Raw genomic sequence first — 16608 nt, 5'->3', positions numbered from 1 at the left:
CCGAAATAATTACGGCGGGTGCTACGAAAAGTCAACAACGACTCACCCAGAGTGCGCCCGCGCGGGTATAGCAGACCGTTCGACGCTATTCCCGGGCATTCGCCGATTCCGGAAACTTCGCCCGGAAACGACCTCTAGGCGGCGGGCCGCGCGGGGTCCGGGGTCGCGGTCGTCGAGGGCGCGGTGGCGGCGATCTGCTCCTCGTGGTCCCGGCCCCACACGCCCAGCGGCAACAGCGCCTCGTTCAGCGACTCGCCCAGCGGGGTCAGCGAGTAGACCACCTTCGGCGGGACCTCCCGATACACCTCGCGGTGCACGATGCCCCGACTCTCCATCTCGCGCAACTGCTGGATCAGCATCTTCTCGCTGATCCCGGGCACCGCGCGCCGCAACTCCCCGAACCGCCGATCCTCGGTGTGCAGCGCCCACAGGATCAGCGCCTTCCACTTGCCACCGATGACGTCCATGGCGGCATCGAGACCGCACTGGTAGCGCCGGGCCATGCGCCTCCCCCTCCTCGGACACTGCCTTACCGACAGGTAGGTACTGCCGCACATTGTCCGTACGTATTCGGCCGAAGGCAAAGGAATCCGCCGGGAGAGCGTGTGGCTGCGCCGCGTCGGGCGACGTTCGGGCGAGCATGGGGGGATGGCGGAGACGAATGTGTCGCGGGTGTTCGAGGTCAGTACCGGGCGGCACGAGCGGGTGTACGACCTGACCGGGACGTGTGCGCGATTCCTGCGCGAGGCGGCGGCGGGGCGGGACGGATTGCTGAACGTTTTCGTGCCGCACGCGACCGCCGGGGTGGCGATCCTGGAGACCGGCGCGGGCAGTGACGAGGACCTGCTCGCACTGCTCGCGGATCTGCTGCCGGCCGACGACCGGTGGCGACACCGACACGGCAGCCCCGGCCACGGACGCGATCACGTGCTGCCCGCGCTGGTCCCGCCCCACGCGACCCTGCCGGTGATCGCGGGCGAACTCGCGCTGGGCACCTGGCAGTCGGTCACGATGGTCGATACCAACCGGGACAATCCGGACCGCACGGTGCGGTTGACCTTCCTCGGCTGAACCCGCCGGGCCCGGCGGCCGGCAGTCGGTTTCCTCGCCGCGTGGCGGGAAACCGCCCCGGGGTGCGCGGTCGGGGTGCGCGGTCGGGGCGGTCGGCCGGGGGAGCGATCCGGCCGATCCGCCGGGCCCGTGCATGAATCGGCCCGCTCCAGGATATTTCTCGTATCGGTTCGATCGGGCTCCGTTTTCCGTTCGGTCACGTGGTTTTTCCCAGGAAATGCGAGACGATGCTCCGCTTTTCGCGACCGCCCGCCCGACCGACATCGAGACACGACCGACGCGAGGAAATTCCATGTGCCCGACAACGGATCGACACATTCGCGGAGCCGGGATATCCGGAGGCGCCGGATTCTTCGCCGGACCGGCCGATGTCCCGGCTCGAAGCGGCCGTCGAGCGGATCCGGGGCCGCGCGCGCTCGATCCGGGCGAGCGCGGGATCCCGGGCGGCCGGGACGGCCGGCGGCGGAGAGAACCCACGCGGCGCCGCCGACGGGCGTCGCGGGCAAAGGTGGCGAATTTCGTGCTCTCGGCCGAGTCGACCGAAACCAGCCGGGCGCTTTTCCACCGCGCCCGTCGATCCCTGGCGGGCGGAACGACCTCGTCCGGTCGGATCATCACCACCGGGTCCTATCCCTATCCGCTGTATATCGCGCACGGAAAGGCCGCGCACATTTGGGACGTGGACGGGAACGAGTATGTCGACTACCTGAATTCGTACGGCTGCGCGGTGATGGGGCACGCCGATCCGCGGATCGCCTCGGCGGTGGCCGAGGTGTCGGCCGGCGGCACCATGTTCGGTGCGGGCACCATTCCGGAGATCGAACTGGCGGAAACCATGCGGGCGATGATCCCGTGCGCCGACCTCGTCCGGTTCGCCGACTCGGGGTCGGAGGCCATTCAGGGGGCGATCCGCTCGGCGCGCGGCCTCACGTCGACGCGGCCGGTTCGGCGTGCCGGTTCGTCTCGGCGGCGCTCACCGACGAGGACGTGGCCGCCGCCTGCGCCGCCGTGGACGCGGCGTTCGTGCTGCTCGCCGGTGTGTGAGAGGCAACCCTTCGGCTGTTCGGGGGGCGGTCGGGTGTCGTACGCGCGGGTCGGCCGCCGGGCGGCCGGCGCCATGACTAGCCTTACGTAACCGTCCTGATGATCGGGGCGGCGTCCCTCACACAGGTAAGGATTCGCCGATGGGTTTGAGGAGTCTGCTGCGCAACGTCTTTCGTTCGCGGGCGTCCCGCGAGACGGCGGAGACACCCCGGGCGACGGACGCGGTCGAGGAGTCGGCGGTACGCCCCGCACCGGAGCCGGCCACGGTGGTCGAGGCGAGCACGGCAGCGGAGGCGAACCACACGTCGGACGCGCCGACCACGCCGGAGCCGGAGTTCGTCCCGGAACCGCCGGCCTTGACGAAACCGGAACCGGAGCCCGAGCCCGTGCGGGTATCCGAGCCCGAGCCGGTGCAGGTCCACGTACCCGAACCCGAGCCGGTGCGGGTACCCGAGCCCGAGCCCGTCGTCGCCGAGACGGTGGTCATCCCCGAGTCCCGGGCGCAGTCGGTCGCCGCCGAGCCGGCCCCGGTGTCGATTCCCGTACCGGCGCAGTCGATCACGACCCGCGACGAGGCGGAGCCGATCGAGGCCGAGGTGGTCGGCACGCCGACCGCCGAGGTCGAGTCCGCGCCGGCGGAGCCCGAGGCGCCCGCCGCCGAGACCGAGCCGACCCCGGCCGCGACGCCCACCGCGGTCGCCCCCGTCCCGTCCGCCCGCGCCGAGGAGCCGGTGCCCACGACCTCGGGACGCGCCGAGGCCGCCGCGGCGGCCGTGGCCAAGTGCGGTCTCACCGGCCGCAGCGTCGTGGTCTACCTCGTCCTGGACCGCTCCGGCTCGATGCGCTCGTACTACAAGGACGGCACCGTCCAGCACCTGGCCGATCAGACGTTGGCGCTGTCCGGGCAACTGGGCGAGGCCGTCGTCCCGCTGGTGTTCTTCTCCACCGACATCGACGGCGTCGCCGACCTCGACCCCGGCAACCAGGCGGGCCGGATCGAGGAACTGCACGGCTCCTACGGGCACATGGGCCGGACCAACTACCACTGTGCGATCGCCCGGGTGGTCGAGCACTACCGCGCGTCCGGGAGCACCGACCCCGCCCTGGTGATCTTCCAGACCGACGGCGCGCCGACGAGCCGGCCGGCCGCCGCGAAGGCGCTGTGCGACACGGCCGGGTTGCCGATCTTCTGGCAGTTCCTCGGTTTCGGCGACCCCGAGTCCAAGGGCTTCGACTTCCTGCGCAAGCTGGACGAACTCACCGTGCCGGAGCAGCGCGTGGTGGACAACGCCGGCTTCTTCCACGCCGGGCAGGATCCGCGGACGCTCGGTGACGCGGAGCTGTACGACCAACTCCTCCTGGAATTCCCGGAATGGCTGAACGAGGCGATCACGGCCGGTGTCCTGGCCGCGGACCCGGTGGACGCGCTGGTCTAGCCGCGCCTCATCCGGGCGTATCCCCGAGCGCGCCCGACGGTCGGCCGAACGGTCGGCCGTCGGGCGTTTTTTGATCGGCCATCAGGCGTCGGAGCGCACCGTCACGCGGGGCTTCCGGAGTCGTCCGGACCCTCCAGGGCCCTTACGGCGCGGGCGATGTCGTCCTCCGTCGCCTCCGACAGTACGACCTCCACATCGCCTCGGCGCACCACGATGTCGGGGCCGCCCGCGCCCGTGATGGGTGCGCGCGAGCGACGCCAGCCGGCGATCGCCACCAGCAGGCCGGACAGGCCGATACCGTTGCTCAGCACGACGTCGACCACGTCGAGGGTGGCGCCCATGGTGTCGGTCGTGTCGTCCTCGGCGTAGCTGATCGCGGCGCCGCCGCGGAGATCGGGGTCCAGAGCCAACCACCGCTGCAACGCCGCCACTTCGGTGCCTTCGTCGCCGACCACGCGCACCTGCACGAGCACTTGCCGCCACCCTTCGGGAACCGTCGGGAGCCCGCGCGCACGGCGGGCCGACCTGCCCGGCCATGATGCCGGCATCGCTTCGCACCCGGACGCTGGCCGGCGCCGAACCCTATTCGGCGGCCGGTTCGGGCTCGGGGAGCACCGCGCACGCCTCGATCTCCAGGAGCAGATCCGGCCGGACCAGGGCCGCGACCTGCATCGCCGAACTCGCCGGCAGTCGCTCCGGGTCGATGTACTGCTCCCGGGCCGCCCGGACGGCCGGCAGGTCGGCGATGTCGGTGAGGAAGTAGGTCAGTTTGATCACGTCGTCGAAGGTCGCGCCCACCGCCGCCAGGCAGCGGCGCAGGTTCTCGAACACCTGCCGGGCCTGCGCGCCCGGGTCGCCCGCTCCGACCAGGTCGCCGTGCTCGTCCAGGGCGATCTGTCCGGAGATCGCGACCACTCGGCCGGTGCCGATGACCACGTTGGTGTAGCCCCGACCCGGAGCGACGCCTTCGGGTGCGGGGATACGGGTGAGCCGCTGCGATGTCGTCATGCGCCCCATCCTCACCCGACGCGCCACGGGCCCACCACGCGCCCCCACCGGGCCCGGCGTGCGCGCCCTATGCCTGCCGCTCAAGATCGTCAATCCTGTGCCCGTCCGGTTTCACCTGATCGAGCGAGAACCGGCGCGACGAAGGCCCGTTCGACCCGGCGCGACCCTACGGTGTGCCCTGGCGAAAGGGGCGCATCGATGTCACAACCCTTCGAACTCCCGGAGTTCTACGTGCCGTACCCGGCACGACTGAATCCGCACCTCGAGGGCGCGCGCGTGCACTCCAAGGCGTGGGCGCGCGGGATGCGGATGATCGAGGGCTCGAACATCTGGGACGAGCACGACTTCGACTCGCACGACTACGCGCTGCTGTGCGCGTACACCCATCCCGACTGCGGCGGCCCGCAACTCGACCTGGTCACCGACTGGTACGTCTGGGTGTTCTTCTTCGACGACCACTTCCTGGACGTGTTCAAGCGCACCCACGACACGGCCGGCGCCAAGGCATACCTGGAACGGCTGCGCGCGTTCATGCCGGTCGACCCGGGCACGCCGATCCCCGAGCCGACCAACCAGGTCGAGGAGGGTCTGGCCGACCTGTGGGCGCGGACCGTGCCGAGCATGTCGCCGGCCTGGCGCGAGCGGTTCGCCGCGAGCACGCAGGCGCTGCTCGAGGAGTCGTTGTGGGAACTGGCCAACATCAACGAGGGACGGGTGGCCAATCCGGTCGAATACATCGAGATGCGCCGCAAGGTGGGCGGCGCGCCGTGGTCGGCCAACCTGGTGGAATACGCCGCGAACGCCGAGGTGCCCGCGGTGATCGCCGCGAGCCGGCCGATGCGGGTGCTCAAGGACACCTTCGCCGACGCCGTGCACCTGCGCAACGACCTGTTCTCCTACCAGCGCGAGGTGGAGAACGAGGGCGAGAACGCCAACGCCGTCCTGGTCTTCGAGAAGTTCCTCGGCTGCGCCACCCAGGAGGCGGCCGATTCGGTCAACGAACTCCTCACCTCGCGCCTGCACCAGTTCGAGCACACCACCTTCACCGAACTCCCGCCGCTGTTCGCCGAGTACGGCCTGGATCCGCAGTCCCGCATCGATGTGATGGCCTACGTCAAGGGCCTCCAGGACTGGCAGTCCGGCGGCCACGAGTGGCACATGCGCTCCAGTCGGTACATGAACGGCGCCACCGAGGTGGGCGGCACCCCCACGGTCCCCGGGGTCCTGGCCGGCCCGCAGGGCATCGGCACCTCGGCGGCACGCATGCTGCCCGGCCTGGTCGCCGGACTGAACAGCGGCCTGCGCCGCTACACGCACGTGCCCTTCCAACCGGTCGCACCGTACGAGATCCCGGACTTCCACCTCCCGTTCGAGCCGCGCCTGAACCCGCACCTGGACGGCGCCCGGGACAACCTCGTCGAGTGGAGCCGGCGCACGGGCATCCTCGACGAGGGCATCTGGGACGAGCGGGCGCTGCGCGACTTCGATTTGGCGTTGTGCGCGGCGGGCATCGCGCCGGTCGCTTCGCCGGAGCAACTCGACCTCGGCGCCCAGTGGTTGGCCTGGGGCACCTATGGCGACGACTACTACCCGGTCGTCTTCGGGCGCTCGCTCGACCAGGCCGGTGCCAAGGTCTACACCGAGCGACTGAAGACCCTGATGCCGGTCGACGGCGAGGCGGCGCCCGCAGCGACGGACGCGATCGAGCGCGGCCTGGTCGACCTGTGGGCGCGCACCGCGGGCCCGATGCCGACCGCGTCGCGGCGCAGGTTCCGGCGTGCCGTCCACGACATGCTGGACAGTTGGTTGTGGGAGTTGGCCAACAGCGCGCAGCACCGCATCCCGGATCCGGTCGACTACATCGAGATGCGGCGCCACACGTTCGGCTCCGACCTGACCAAGAGCCTGTCCCGGCTGACCCACGGCGACGTGGTACCGGAACAGGCCTACCGCTCACGGGCGGTGCGGGCGATGGAGAACTCGGCGGCCGACGTCGGCTGGATGATCAACGACGTGTTCTCCTACCGCAAGGAGATCGAGGTCGAGGGGGAGCTGCACAACCTGCTCCTGGTCGTACAGAACTTCTTCGGCTGCGACTTCGAGCACGCGCTCGACGTCGTGAACGACCTGATGACCTCCCGAATGCGCGAGTTCGAGCGGGTGGTCTCGACCGAACTGCCCGCCATGTACCGGGACCTGGAGTTGAGTTCGGCGGCCAGGGAAGCGCTGGACGGCTACGCGGTGGCGCTCGGCGACTGGAACGCGGCGATCCTGAAGTGGCATCAAGAGTGCAAGCGCTACGCCGACCCCAGGCCGCTGGTGCCGTTTCCGTGGCAGGTCGGGACGGGGTTCGCGCCGACCGCACCGCGCCCGGGCGTCGGCGCGTTCGGGCAGGGCGTGCGGTCGGGCGCGGCCCGGGCGCCGGTCGAGCCGGCCGGAGTACCCCGGGTGCGCTACGGGCCCAAGGGGTTGGGCACTTCGGCCGCCCGCCCGACCGTCCGCGCCGGGGTCACGGTGCACTGACCCCGACGCGATCGATCGGATCTCACACGCCGGCCGCGCCGGCCGGGGCCCGGCCGGCGCCGGCCGACACCGGAACGCCGAGGAGGTGGTCGACGAGCGCGAGCAGTACGTCGCGCCCCGACCCGCGCGTACGCACGTCGCACGGGACGATCGGCACCTCGGGATCGAGGTCGAGCGCGTCGCGGACCTCGTCGACGGTGTACTCCACCGCCTCGTCGAAGCGGTTGATCGCGACCACGAAGGGGATGCCGCGCCGCTCGAAGAAGTCGATGCTGCCGAAACCGGCTTCCAGACGGCGGGTGTCCACCAGCACGATCGCGCCCAGCGCGCCGATCGCCAGGTCGTGCCACAACGACCAGAACCGTTCCTGTCCGGGCGCGCCGAACAGGTACAGGACCAGTTCCTCGGACAGGGTGATGCGGCCGAAGTCGAGCGCGACCGTGGTGCGCGACTTGGCCTCGATGCCGACGGTGTCGTCCACGCCGACACCGACCTCGGTCATCATCTCCTCGGTGTGCAGTGGCGGAACCTCGCTGACCGTGCCGACCAGCGTGGTCTTGCCGACCCCGAATCCGCCCGCGATCAGGATCTTGACCGCCGCCGCACGCTCGGGCAGTCGGTCAGAGCCGAAGGAGACCATCACGTACCTTTTTCAACAGGGCGGTATCGGGGGTGCGGGCCAGGGCCAGCGGGGCGCGCACGGTCACCAGGCCGTCGCGGAGCAGGTCGTCGACGAGCACCTTGGTGATGCTCACCGGCAGATCGATCAGGGCCGCCACCTCGGCGACGGCCTGCGGTTCCCGGCACAACTCCAGGATCCGCTGATGCTCGGGTTGGCGGCCGCGCCCGTCACGGGGCTTGCGCCGCGGCCCCGGGGACGACTCGTCGGGCCCGGGGGCCCGGACCGCGGGCTCGTCCGGGTCGACCGTGGTCACCAGGGTGATCAGGGTCAGGTCCGCGTCGCGCACCGCCTTGGTCCGCCCCCGGGTGAGCGTGTACGGGCGCACCACCGGGCTCGCGTCCTCGTCCCAGGACTGATCCCATCCGGATCTCACGCTCGACCGCCGGTTCGAGTGCCGCCCTCGTCACCGCGTGGCCGGGTGCCGAGGTATTCGCCGACCTTCTTCACCAGCATGTTCATCTCGAACGCGACCACGCCCACGTCGGCGCTCTGTTCGGCGAGCACGGCCAGATGCGCGCCGGTGCCCGCGGCGGTGAGGAAGAGGAAGGCGTCGTCCATCTCGACCAGCGTTTGGCGCACCGACCCACCCGCGAAACCGCGGCCGATGCTGCGGGCCAGGCTCTGCAGGCCGGCCGCCGCGGCGGCCAACTGCTCGGCGTCGTCGCGCGGGATGGTCTCGGACCGGCTCATCAGCAGGCCGTCCTCGGACAGCACGATCGCGTGCCGCGTCTGGTGGACGCGCTTGACCAGGTCGGTCAACAGCCAGTCCAGGCGGCTGTCGGTCGCGGTGGTGGCCATGCCGCCGGCGAGATCGTGCGTGTTCGTCATGACGGTTCCCCAGGGTGCGTGGTGCTTCCGGCGGCGGGGCGCGGGCCCGGAGCGGGCTCGGTCCCGGTTCCGGGTTCGGTCGCGATCGCGGACTCGTCGTCGGCCGCGGTCGGTTCGGATGCCTCGCGCGCGCGTTGGCTCGCGAATCGGAACGAGGACAAGGTAGCCGCAGCTTCCCGCGGTGAGGAGGGCTTCGCCTCGGTTCGCACCCCTCCCTCGCTCGTGGTGGCGGTCTCGGTACGCAGTGGCATCGGCAGATTGCGCTGGCGTACCCGGCGGGGCAGCGCGCGGCGGCCGTCGGGGGTGGTCTCCTCGACGGCGGGTGCGGTCGTGGGCGCCGGGCGCGCGTGCCTCGGAGCCGGGGTCGAGGCCGGCTCCGGGGCGGGGACGGGACCGGGGTCGGTGCCCGCCGGCGCGGTCGGGCGTACCGACACGTCGGGTTCGGCGGGTGCGGGCTCGGCGCGTTCGGCCGGCATCGGTATCCGGTCCAGCGAGCGCACCACCGGTTCGGGGTGCGGTCGACCCGGCGACTCCGGTACGAAACCGGGGCCTTCGTCCGCCTCGTGCGTCGTGGCCGAGTTCGGCTCCGAAGCCGGTTGTGCCGCCGCGACGATCGCCGTCGCCGGCTCGAACGGCGCCGCCGCGCGGTCCGGTTCGTCGGGGGCGCCGCCCTCGCGGGTGATCAGCTCGTCGGGCAGGAACACGATGGCCAGCGTGCCGCCGTACGGCGACGGCCGCAACGTCACGCCGACGCCCAGCCGGTCGGCCAGCTGGGCGACCACGAACAGGCCCATCCGCACGTCCTCGGCGAGCGCGATCACGTCGAACGTGGTCGGCACCGCCAACTGCCGGTTGGCCGACTCGTATTCGGCCTCGGACATGCCCAGGCCGCGGTCCTCGATCTCGATCGCCACCCCCTTGGCCACCGCCGCCGCGCGCACATGCACCGGCGTGTCCGGCGGCGAGAACATCGTGGCGTTCTCCACGAGTTCGGCCAGCAGGTGGATCACCCCGCCCACGGCCGGCCCGGACAGCTGCACGTCCGGATCCGAGTACACCTCGACCCGGTGGTAGTCCTCCACCTCGCCGACCGCGCCGCGCACCACGTCCACGATGCGGACCGGTCGACTCCAGCGTCGGCCCGGTCGGTTGCCGGTGAGCACCACGAGGTTCTCCTCGTATCGCCGCAGTCGGGTGGCCAGATGGTCGATGGTGAACAACTCGCGCAGCAGCTCCGGGTCCTGGTGCCGGCGCTCCATCGTGTCCAACTCGCCGATCTGACGGTTCACCAGCGATTGGGTGCGCAACGCCGTGTTGACGAAGACCTTCGCGAAGCCCTCGCGCTGTCGGGCCAGTTGTACCGCGCCGTCCAGCGCCGCGCGCTGCGCGGCGTTGAACGCGGAGGCGACCTGGCCGATCTCGTCCCGACCCGCGTCCACCTCCGGCGCCTCGACCGCGAGGTCGACCCGCTCGCCGCGTTGCAGCCGTTCGATGACCATCGGCAGCCGGTGCGTGCCCAGTTCCACCGTCGCGTCGCGCAGCAGGAACAACCGCCGCCGCACCGCCCGGGTGATCCGCCAGCACAACACGCCGCCGATCACCACGAAGGCGAGGCCGATCGCGCTGAGCAGGTACACCTGGTTCCAGGTGTCCGAGGTGGCCTCGTCGCCGGCCGCGAACACCTGGTCCACGCGGGCGAAGTCGAAGGCCGAGGCCGGCTCGGCGAGTCGGTCGAGAACGCTGCGCCAGCTGGCCAGTTCGGCCGGGATCGGGATACCGCTGCCGGCGGCGCGCGCCTCGCGCGGCGCGTCGACCGTCGCGATGATCGCGTTCTCCATCGAGACCAGGTCGTGCCAGGCCGGGGTCTGGGTGAGCGCCAGATAGCCGGCCCGTGACGCGGGCGGCAGGAAGGGCTCGATCTCGTCGTCGATCGAGTGCCGGCGCACCCCCACGTTCTGCACGAACGCGGCGTAGTCCGGCTGGCTCAGCCGCCCGGAGGGCAGCGAGAACGACACCAGCGTGTCCTCCTGCGCCAGCGCCTCCCCGGCGCGGAACTGGATGACCAGGAACTGCCCGGCGTAGGTGACGTCGGTGTCGGAGGTCTCGGCCAGCGCTTGGACCACCGAGATCTGATCGGCGATCTGACTCGTATAGAACTTCAGCCAGCGGTCCCGGCCGATCGCGCCGATGGAGTCCACCTGGCGGCGCGCGTCGGGGAGTTGCGCCAGTTCCGCGGCGACCTCGCGGGCGCGGCGCACCGCGTTGCCCGGGGTCTCGCGCGCGCCGCTCTTGGCGAAGGCGACGAACTGCTTCACGGCCTCGTCGGTCTTGACCCGCTGCGCGCGCAGCGCGTCGGCCGCCGCGGGGGCGGGCTTGGCCATCCAGGCGGCCGTCAGCCGCCGTTCGGCCTGGAGCGAGATCATCGTGTTGTAGCTGGGCGTGCCCGCCCGTTCGGCCACGGAGACCTCGTTGTCCAAACCGCTCGCGTGATCCGCGAGCCGGTAGGTCGCGATCGCCCACAGGGCGACCATCGACACCAGGGGCACCACGGTCAGCAGGACCAGCAGGGTCCGAATGGTGAAGGTCCGACGCGGCCGCGAGCGAGCCGCCCCGGTCCGGTCGGCCCGAGGGGCGCGCATCAGTTTTCTCATCGACTCTCCCGCAAGGGCAACCGGGCCCGAAATTGCGGTTGCCGCGACCCGGCCGAAGGTACCGGTGAGGCACCCGACACAATCCACGCAGTGTGCGTGGGGAACTTCCTACCCGTGCGTCACATACAGCGCAGAAACGACGAGCGGCGGAGTGGATTCCGCACATAGGTTACCGAACGCGCATTCGGTGCTACCCCAAGGAGTGGGTACGGCATGCACACGGTGGGTGGGATCGGCCGGCAGATCGCGTACTGGCGCACGCGCAGGGGCCTGACCCAGGCCGAATTCGCCCGGCTGATGGGCCGATCGGTGCGCTGGGTCGAGGACGTGGAGGCCGGCCACCGGCAGGCCGACCCACGGCTGTCGGTACTCGCCCGGGCGGCGGTCGTCCTGCACATCGGGATCGACCGCCTGCTGCCTCCCGAGCCGAACCGGGAGGGCGTCGACCACGATCCGCTCGCGGCGGTCCGGGTCGCGCTGCGCCGGGCGGACCTCGCGCCGACCGCCGGCGCTCCCGTCGAGCCGCCCGACCTCGGGGTGCTGCGGCGAGAGTTGGCGTACGGCTGGACCGCGTACGCCGCGGCCGACTACCTGTGCCTGGACCGTGTGGTGCCGCCGATGCTGGTGGGGATCGGAGCCGCGTCGGTCGGAGAGGGGGCGGCGGACCCGCTCGCGCCGATGGTGGTGCGCGCCGGCGCGCTGACCCTGGCGGCCGCCGCGGCGCACGTGTTCGGCGACGCCGACCTGGCGTGGCGCGCCGCCGACCGGGCGGTCACCGCGGCCGGGCGCAGCGGCGACGCGGTGGTGCTCGCGCGCGCCGCCGACCGGCTGACCGCGGCCATGGTCGGGCACGAAGGGGCCGGGGCCGCCGCCGAGTTCGCCCTGGAGGTGGAGGCGGACCTGGCCGCCGCGCTGGGCCCGTGCGGCGCGGCCGGCCGGGCGGCGCTGCGTACCCTGCGCCTGGGCGCCGCGTTGGCCACCGCGCGGCTCGGCGATCGTTCGGGCACACGCGACCTCCTCGACGCGGCGGAGCGGATCGATCCCGGCGCGATCCAGGTGCCGCTGTACCGGGTCACGGCGCATGTGCTGCTCGGCGAGTACGGGCGCGCCGTCGACGGCCGACTGGACCCGACCGCGCTCGCCGTGCTGCCGCGCGGCAGGCAGGCCCGGCACCTGATCGACCTCGCCCGGGCACTGGCCGCGCTGGGCCGGCGCGGCGAGGCGGTCACCGCGCTGCTCGACGCCGAGGTCGCGGCGGCCCAGGAGATCCGCTGCCGACCGATCAATCGCACCTTCGTCCAGGAGATCCTGCGCCTGGACTCCTCGGTGGACGGCGACGAGGCCCGATTGCGCGCGCTGGCGGCCCGCTGCGCGGGAAAGGGGTCGACCCGGTCGGAACGGGCATGGATCATGTAAGGGGTGGCCCGGGTCGCCCGGCCGCCGATCCACTCCCCGGGAGTCGCCGTGATCACCGTCTTCATCGTCACCGACCTGCTGCTCGTCGTCGGTGTACTGATCGTCTTCCTCGGCCTGCGCGATCGCGCGCGCACCCGGACCGCGACGCACGACGGTCTGCGCATCGAGCGGGACAACACGACGCGCGCCGAAGCCTCCGGGGGCGTCCTCGGCGTGCACACCAACCACGGCTCCTGGCCGGGCGTCTAGCCTCCGTCCGACGCCGGGGCCCCGGGCCGACTCCCCGGACGCGCCGCCCGGCGGCCCGGCGCCGACGCCGGTCCCCGGCGGACATGGGAGGCTGTGCGCCATGGGTCTGTTCACGGTGGACGAGGCACGCGCGGAGTTGGCCCGGCTGATGCCGGTACTGGACGAACTGATCGTGGTGCGCGCGGACGCGGCGGAGTTGGCCGCGGCGCTGGAGCCGGGTGGGACCCGTACCGAACTGGGCGGCCTGCCGGAGCTCAAGGGCATGCAGGCGCGGCTCGACGACCTGATGACCCGAATCCAGCAGACCGGCGCGGAACTCAAGGGCTTCGCACCGCTGCTCGTCGACTTCCCCGCCGACCTGGACGGCGTACCGGTGTTGTTGTGCTGGTTGGAGGGGGACCGGGAACTGGGCTGGTACCACCGCACCGACCTGGGCTTCGCGGGCCGGCGCCCGCTGCCGTAGGGCGGCGCCTGCCCGGGGGAATCAGACCGACAAGAGCGTCGAATCGGGCGAATGTCACCGGTGGCGCGTAGCGTTTCCCACCTGGGAATCGCTGCCTGGAGGTCATCGTGACGAAGTCCGTCCTGCTCGCCGTCGGCACCCGCAAGGGTCTGTGGATCGGTCGCTCTCACGGCGCCGAGCCCTGGGAGTTCACCGGGCCGCACCATCCGATGACCGGCGTCTACTCGGTCGCGATCGACACGCGCGGGCCGGCGCCCCGGGTGATGGCGGGCGTGGTGAACGAGCACTTCGGCCCGGTCGTGGTCACCAGCGACGACCTCGGCGCCACCTGGCGCGAGCCGGACCTGGGGCGGGTCGGCTTCCCGGCCGACGCCGGCGCGTCGGTCGAACGGGTGTGGCAACTGGTGCCGGGGGCCGGTGCCGAGCCCGACGTGGTCTACGCCGGCGTGGAGCCGTCGGCGCTGTTCCGCTCCGCCGACGGCGGGCGCTCCTTCGAACTGGTCCGCGCGTTGTGGGACCACCCGCACCGTCCGCACTGGGGGGCCGGCTTCGGGGGCCAGGCGATCCACACCGTGCTGCCGCACCCCACCGACCCGCGCCGGATCGTGGTGGCGATGTCCACCGGCGGGGTCTACGTCACCGAGGACGGCGGGGCCAGTTGGAATCCGTCCAACACCGGGATCCACGTCAGCTTCCAGCCGGACGAGTATCCGGAATACGGCCAGTGCGTCCACAAGGTGGCCCGGCATCCGGAGCGGCCCGACCGGCTGTTCCTGCAGAACCACCACGGGGTCTACCGCAGCGACGACGCGGGCGCGACATGGCAGTCGATCGCCGAGGGGCTGCCGGCCGACTTCGGCTTCACGATCGTGGTGCACCCGCGCCGACCGGACACCGTATACGTGGTCCCGCTCACCGCCGACGCGATGCGCTTTCCGATCGACGGCCGCTGTCGGGTCTATCGCAGCGACGATGCCGGCGAGTCCTGGACCGCGTTGTCCGACGGCCTGCCCGACGGCTTCTGGACGGCGGTCCTGCGGGATGCGATGTGCGCCGACGACGCCGAGGTCACCAGCCTGTATTTCGGCTCGCGCAGCGGCGAGATCTATCGGGGGCACCACAGCGGCGACCACTGGGAGCGCATCGCCCAACACCTGCCCGACGTACTGTCGTTGCGCGCCGCGGTGGTGTAGTGCCGTCGCGTTGCCGCCGCGCTGTGCGACGGCCGGGTTCGCACACGTTCACGCGCCCGCAACCCGGCCTTGGCACTGTGCTCACGTCGGGCTGAGAGGGTCGGGACGTCCGCGCTCCACGCAGCGAATCGCGTCGAAACGAGTCAGTGTGTCCAGCGTCCTGCCCGCCGCCGTGCTGTTCGACATGGACGGCACGCTCGTCGACACCGAGCAGTTGTGGTGGGAGGCGGTGGAGGACGTGGCCGGCCGGGTCGGCTACGCGCTGGGACCGACCGACACGGCCGACGTGGTGGGCCATGCCATCGAGCACACCGCGACCTACCTGCACGCGGTGGTGCCGGAGGGGCCGTGCGTGCACGAATTGTCCGACGCGCTGGACGCGGCGTTCACCGACCGGGTGCGGGGTCGGATCGAGCCGCTGCCGGGCGTCGTGGCCCTGCTGGACGCGCTGGCCGAGGCGGAGGTGCCGTTGGCCATCGTGTCCGCGTCGCCGCGGCACGTGGTGGACCTGGTGCGGGACGCGTTGGGGTCGGCGCGTTTCGCGGTCACCGTCGCGGCGGAGGACGTCGCGCGGACCAAGCCCGACCCCGCCCCTTATCTGGCCGCGGCGACCGCGCTCGGGGTCGAGCCGAGCGCGTGCGTCGCGGTCGAGGACACGGTGGTCGGCGTGGCGTCGGCGGAGGCGGCCGGGTGCGGGGTGGTCGCGGTGCGGACGACTGCGTCGATCGTGGCTGCTCCGGGGCGGCGTGTGGTCGCCTCGCTTGCGGTGGTCGGGCTGGATGACCTGCGGCCGGCGCTGCTTGCGAGGGCGTGACGGGTGTCGGGTGGGCCGCTTGGCCTCATGCGCCGGCCGGGCTGAGTGGCCCGGCCTGCGGCCGAGGCGGCCTCAAGCGCCGGCCGGGCTGTTTCGCCTCAAGCGCCGGCGGGGCTGATTTGGGGTCTTGCGCCGGGCGGGCTGAGTGGCCCGGCCTGCGGCCGAGGCGGCCTCAAGCGCCGGCCGGGCTGTTTCGCCTCAAGCGCCGGCGGGGCTGATTTGGGCTCTTGCGCCGGGCGGGCTGGTTCGCCTCAAACGCCGGCGAGGCTGATCTGGCCTCTTGCGCCGGGCGGGCTGAGTGGCCCGGCCTGCGGCCGAGGCGGCCTCAAGCGCCGGCCGGGCTGGTTTGCCTCAAGCGCCGGCGGGGCTGATTTGGGCTCTTGCGCCGGGCGGGCTGGGTGGCCCGGCCTGCGGCCGAGGCGGCCTCAAGCGCCGGCCGGGCTGGTTCGCCTCAAACGCCGGCGGGGCTGATTTGGGCTCTTGCGCCGGGCGGGCTGTTCGGCTCCCAGCGGGGCTGATTTGGCTGGGCTGATGGGTTCCTCGGTGTGGCGGCGGCGTCGTTCGGCGAGTTCTTTCCACCTTCGGGTGCTGGCGGAGGGGGCCGCGTGCCGGTCGGTGCTTGGCAGGTGTTGTTGGATGCCATGGTGAGTGGCTGGAGCCTTCCGGGGCGCGAAGTGCCGCGATTTGGTGGGGAGTTGCCGTCGAGTCAGGGCATCGTTGGCTGCGCCCGGTGGGCTATGGGGCTTCCGTGGGGTTGTTCAGGGCGTTGATCATGCTCCGCAGGCTGCGGAATGCGGCTGATTGTTCCTGTTCGGTCATGCCGGTCAGCATTTTGAGTTCGACGGAGCGCACCGCCGTGGTCGCCCTTTCCAGGCTTTGGCGGCCTCTGCGGGTGAGTCTCGCCGGGAGGGCCTTTCCGACGGGCGCCTCCGCCGGTCTGGTCACGTAGCCGTCTCGTTCCAGGGCCTGGAGCAGGACGTTCATCGTCTGCCGGGTCACGAACGCGCCGCGCGCGAGTTCGGAGTTGGACAGGCCCGGGCGCTGGGCCAGCAGTTCGAGGCAGGAGTAGTGCGTCACGCTCATCCCCAGGGGCCGCAGCACCTCCTCCATGGCTGCGCGCAGGGCGCTCGAAGCCTCTTTCAGCAGGTAGCCCAGGGATGTGTCCAGGTCGACGCCGGCATCGCTTTGACTCATGTCAGGATTCTGACATACCTTGGTGTGTGTCAGAAA

General features: G+C 71.7%; 17 protein-coding genes. 9 read left to right on the top strand and 8 right to left on the bottom strand.

Annotation, left to right across the window (positions count from 1 at the left end; all coding sequences use genetic code 11):
• Positions 1–134: 134 nt before the first annotated feature.
• Positions 135–503, bottom strand: a complete 369-nt coding sequence (locus tag B4N89_RS02945) for a winged helix-turn-helix transcriptional regulator (RefSeq protein WP_078974309.1) — start codon at positions 501–503, stop codon at positions 135–137.
• A gap of 145 nt (positions 504–648) precedes the next feature.
• Here B4N89_RS02945 and B4N89_RS02940 point away from each other — a divergent pair, with 145 nt between their 5' ends.
• The 3 genes from B4N89_RS02940 (at position 649) to B4N89_RS02930 (ending at position 3551) form a co-directional block, all read left to right on the top strand.
• Positions 649–1071: a YjbQ family protein gene (locus B4N89_RS02940; RefSeq protein WP_078974308.1), complete on the top strand. Its 423-nt coding sequence runs from the start codon at positions 649–651 to the stop codon at positions 1069–1071.
• Between the two features lie 520 nt (positions 1072–1591).
• Entirely contained in the window at positions 1592–2206 is a 615-nt protein-coding gene (locus B4N89_RS02935; RefSeq protein ID WP_235618442.1) for an aminotransferase class III-fold pyridoxal phosphate-dependent enzyme, read from the top strand.
• 49 nt (positions 2207–2255) lie between these two features.
• Positions 2256–3551 carry a VWA domain-containing protein gene (locus B4N89_RS02930; RefSeq protein WP_078974306.1) on the top strand — a complete coding sequence of 432 codons (1296 nt, stop codon included), beginning with the start codon at positions 2256–2258 and terminating at the stop codon, positions 3549–3551.
• 101 nt (positions 3552–3652) lie between these two features.
• On the opposite strand, the gene B4N89_RS02925 is transcribed toward B4N89_RS02930, so the two are convergent.
• Positions 3653–4024, bottom strand: a complete 372-nt coding sequence (locus tag B4N89_RS02925) for an effector-associated constant component EACC1 (protein WP_078974305.1) — start codon at positions 4022–4024, stop codon at positions 3653–3655.
• 109 nt (positions 4025–4133) lie between these two features.
• A complete protein-coding gene (locus tag B4N89_RS02920) occupies positions 4134–4559 on the bottom strand; it encodes a RidA family protein (protein ID WP_078974304.1) in 426 nt (141 codons plus the stop codon).
• A gap of 198 nt (positions 4560–4757) precedes the next feature.
• On the opposite strand from B4N89_RS02920, the gene B4N89_RS02915 reads away from it, so the two are divergent.
• Positions 4758–7082 carry a terpene synthase family protein gene (locus tag B4N89_RS02915; protein ID WP_235618441.1) on the top strand — a complete coding sequence of 775 codons (2325 nt, stop codon included), beginning with the start codon at positions 4758–4760 and terminating at the stop codon, positions 7080–7082.
• A 22-nt stretch (positions 7083–7104) separates the two neighbouring features.
• Here the strand turns inward: B4N89_RS02915 and B4N89_RS02910 are convergent, their stop codons facing one another.
• From B4N89_RS02910 to B4N89_RS02895, 4 genes are read right to left on the bottom strand one after another with little or no spacing between them, the layout of a single operon-like run.
• The gene (locus tag B4N89_RS02910) at positions 7105–7722 is read right to left on the bottom strand and encodes a GTP-binding protein (protein ID WP_078974303.1); all 618 of its coding nucleotides are present in this window, start codon (positions 7720–7722) and stop codon (positions 7105–7107) included.
• Positions 7703–8137 (bottom strand): DUF742 domain-containing protein, encoded by a 435-nt coding sequence (locus B4N89_RS02905; RefSeq protein ID WP_078974302.1) that lies wholly within the window; start codon positions 8135–8137, stop codon positions 7703–7705. The genes B4N89_RS02910 and B4N89_RS02905 overlap by 20 nt, the downstream gene beginning before the upstream one ends.
• Positions 8134–8592, bottom strand: a complete 459-nt coding sequence (locus tag B4N89_RS02900) for a roadblock/LC7 domain-containing protein (RefSeq protein WP_078974301.1) — start codon at positions 8590–8592, stop codon at positions 8134–8136. The genes B4N89_RS02905 and B4N89_RS02900 overlap by 4 nt, the downstream gene beginning before the upstream one ends.
• Complete coding sequence (locus B4N89_RS02895; protein WP_078974300.1) at positions 8589–11243, bottom strand: nitrate- and nitrite sensing domain-containing protein; 2655 nt, start codon at positions 11241–11243, stop codon at positions 8589–8591. The genes B4N89_RS02900 and B4N89_RS02895 overlap by 4 nt, the downstream gene beginning before the upstream one ends.
• Before the next feature lie 213 nt (positions 11244–11456).
• On the opposite strand from B4N89_RS02895, the gene B4N89_RS02890 reads away from it, so the two are divergent.
• The 5 genes from B4N89_RS02890 to B4N89_RS02870 all read left to right on the top strand — a co-directional run bounded on the left by B4N89_RS02890 (position 11457) and on the right by B4N89_RS02870 (position 15378).
• Complete coding sequence (locus tag B4N89_RS02890) at positions 11457–12659, top strand: helix-turn-helix domain-containing protein (protein WP_078974299.1); 1203 nt, start codon at positions 11457–11459, stop codon at positions 12657–12659.
• Between the two features lie 3 nt (positions 12660–12662).
• Positions 12663–12908, top strand: a complete 246-nt coding sequence (locus B4N89_RS02885) for a hypothetical protein (RefSeq protein WP_078974298.1) — start codon at positions 12663–12665, stop codon at positions 12906–12908.
• A 100-nt stretch (positions 12909–13008) separates the two neighbouring features.
• On the top strand, positions 13009–13371 hold the full coding sequence (locus B4N89_RS02880) for a DUF2203 domain-containing protein (protein ID WP_078974297.1): 363 nt from the start codon (positions 13009–13011) through the stop codon (positions 13369–13371).
• A 107-nt stretch (positions 13372–13478) separates the two neighbouring features.
• Positions 13479–14564, top strand: coding sequence for a WD40/YVTN/BNR-like repeat-containing protein (locus tag B4N89_RS02875; RefSeq protein ID WP_078974296.1), 1086 nt, complete (start codon positions 13479–13481; stop codon positions 14562–14564).
• Positions 14565–14712: 148 nt separating this feature from the next.
• Positions 14713–15378, top strand: coding sequence for an HAD family hydrolase (locus B4N89_RS02870; RefSeq protein WP_078974295.1), 666 nt, complete (start codon positions 14713–14715; stop codon positions 15376–15378).
• A 735-nt stretch (positions 15379–16113) separates the two neighbouring features.
• On the opposite strand, the gene B4N89_RS02865 is transcribed toward B4N89_RS02870, so the two are convergent.
• A complete protein-coding gene (locus B4N89_RS02865) occupies positions 16114–16572 on the bottom strand; it encodes a MarR family winged helix-turn-helix transcriptional regulator (protein WP_078974294.1) in 459 nt (152 codons plus the stop codon).
• Positions 16573–16608: the final 36 nt, after the last annotated feature.

The organism is Embleya scabrispora, assembly GCF_002024165.1.
GTDB classification, from domain to species: domain Bacteria; phylum Actinomycetota; class Actinomycetes; order Streptomycetales; family Streptomycetaceae; genus Embleya; species Embleya scabrispora_A.
This window is presented reverse-complemented; position numbering and strand designations above follow the sequence as displayed.

Excerpts from the sequence above, each read along its gene's own strand:
- B4N89_RS02945 (WP_078974309.1), bottom strand. The coding sequence starts at position 503 with ATGGCCCGGCGCTACCAGTGCGGTCTCGATGCCGCCATGGACGTCATC.
- B4N89_RS02940 (WP_078974308.1), top strand. The coding sequence starts at position 649 with ATGGCGGAGACGAATGTGTCGCGGGTGTTCGAGGTCAGTACCGGGCGG.
- B4N89_RS02930 (WP_078974306.1), top strand. The coding sequence starts at position 2,256 with ATGGGTTTGAGGAGTCTGCTGCGCAACGTCTTTCGTTCGCGGGCGTCC.
- B4N89_RS02920 (WP_078974304.1), bottom strand. The coding sequence starts at position 4,559 with ATGACGACATCGCAGCGGCTCACCCGTATCCCCGCACCCGAAGGCGTC.
- B4N89_RS02915 (WP_235618441.1), top strand. The coding sequence starts at position 4,758 with ATGTCACAACCCTTCGAACTCCCGGAGTTCTACGTGCCGTACCCGGCA.
- B4N89_RS02910 (WP_078974303.1), bottom strand. The coding sequence starts at position 7,722 with ATGGTCTCCTTCGGCTCTGACCGACTGCCCGAGCGTGCGGCGGCGGTC.
- B4N89_RS02900 (WP_078974301.1), bottom strand. The coding sequence starts at position 8,592 with ATGACGAACACGCACGATCTCGCCGGCGGCATGGCCACCACCGCGACC.
- B4N89_RS02895 (WP_078974300.1), bottom strand. The coding sequence starts at position 11,243 with ATGAGAAAACTGATGCGCGCCCCTCGGGCCGACCGGACCGGGGCGGCT.
- B4N89_RS02890 (WP_078974299.1), top strand. The coding sequence starts at position 11,457 with ATGCACACGGTGGGTGGGATCGGCCGGCAGATCGCGTACTGGCGCACG.
- B4N89_RS02880 (WP_078974297.1), top strand. The coding sequence starts at position 13,009 with ATGGGTCTGTTCACGGTGGACGAGGCACGCGCGGAGTTGGCCCGGCTG.
- B4N89_RS02865 (WP_078974294.1), bottom strand. The coding sequence starts at position 16,572 with ATGAGTCAAAGCGATGCCGGCGTCGACCTGGACACATCCCTGGGCTAC.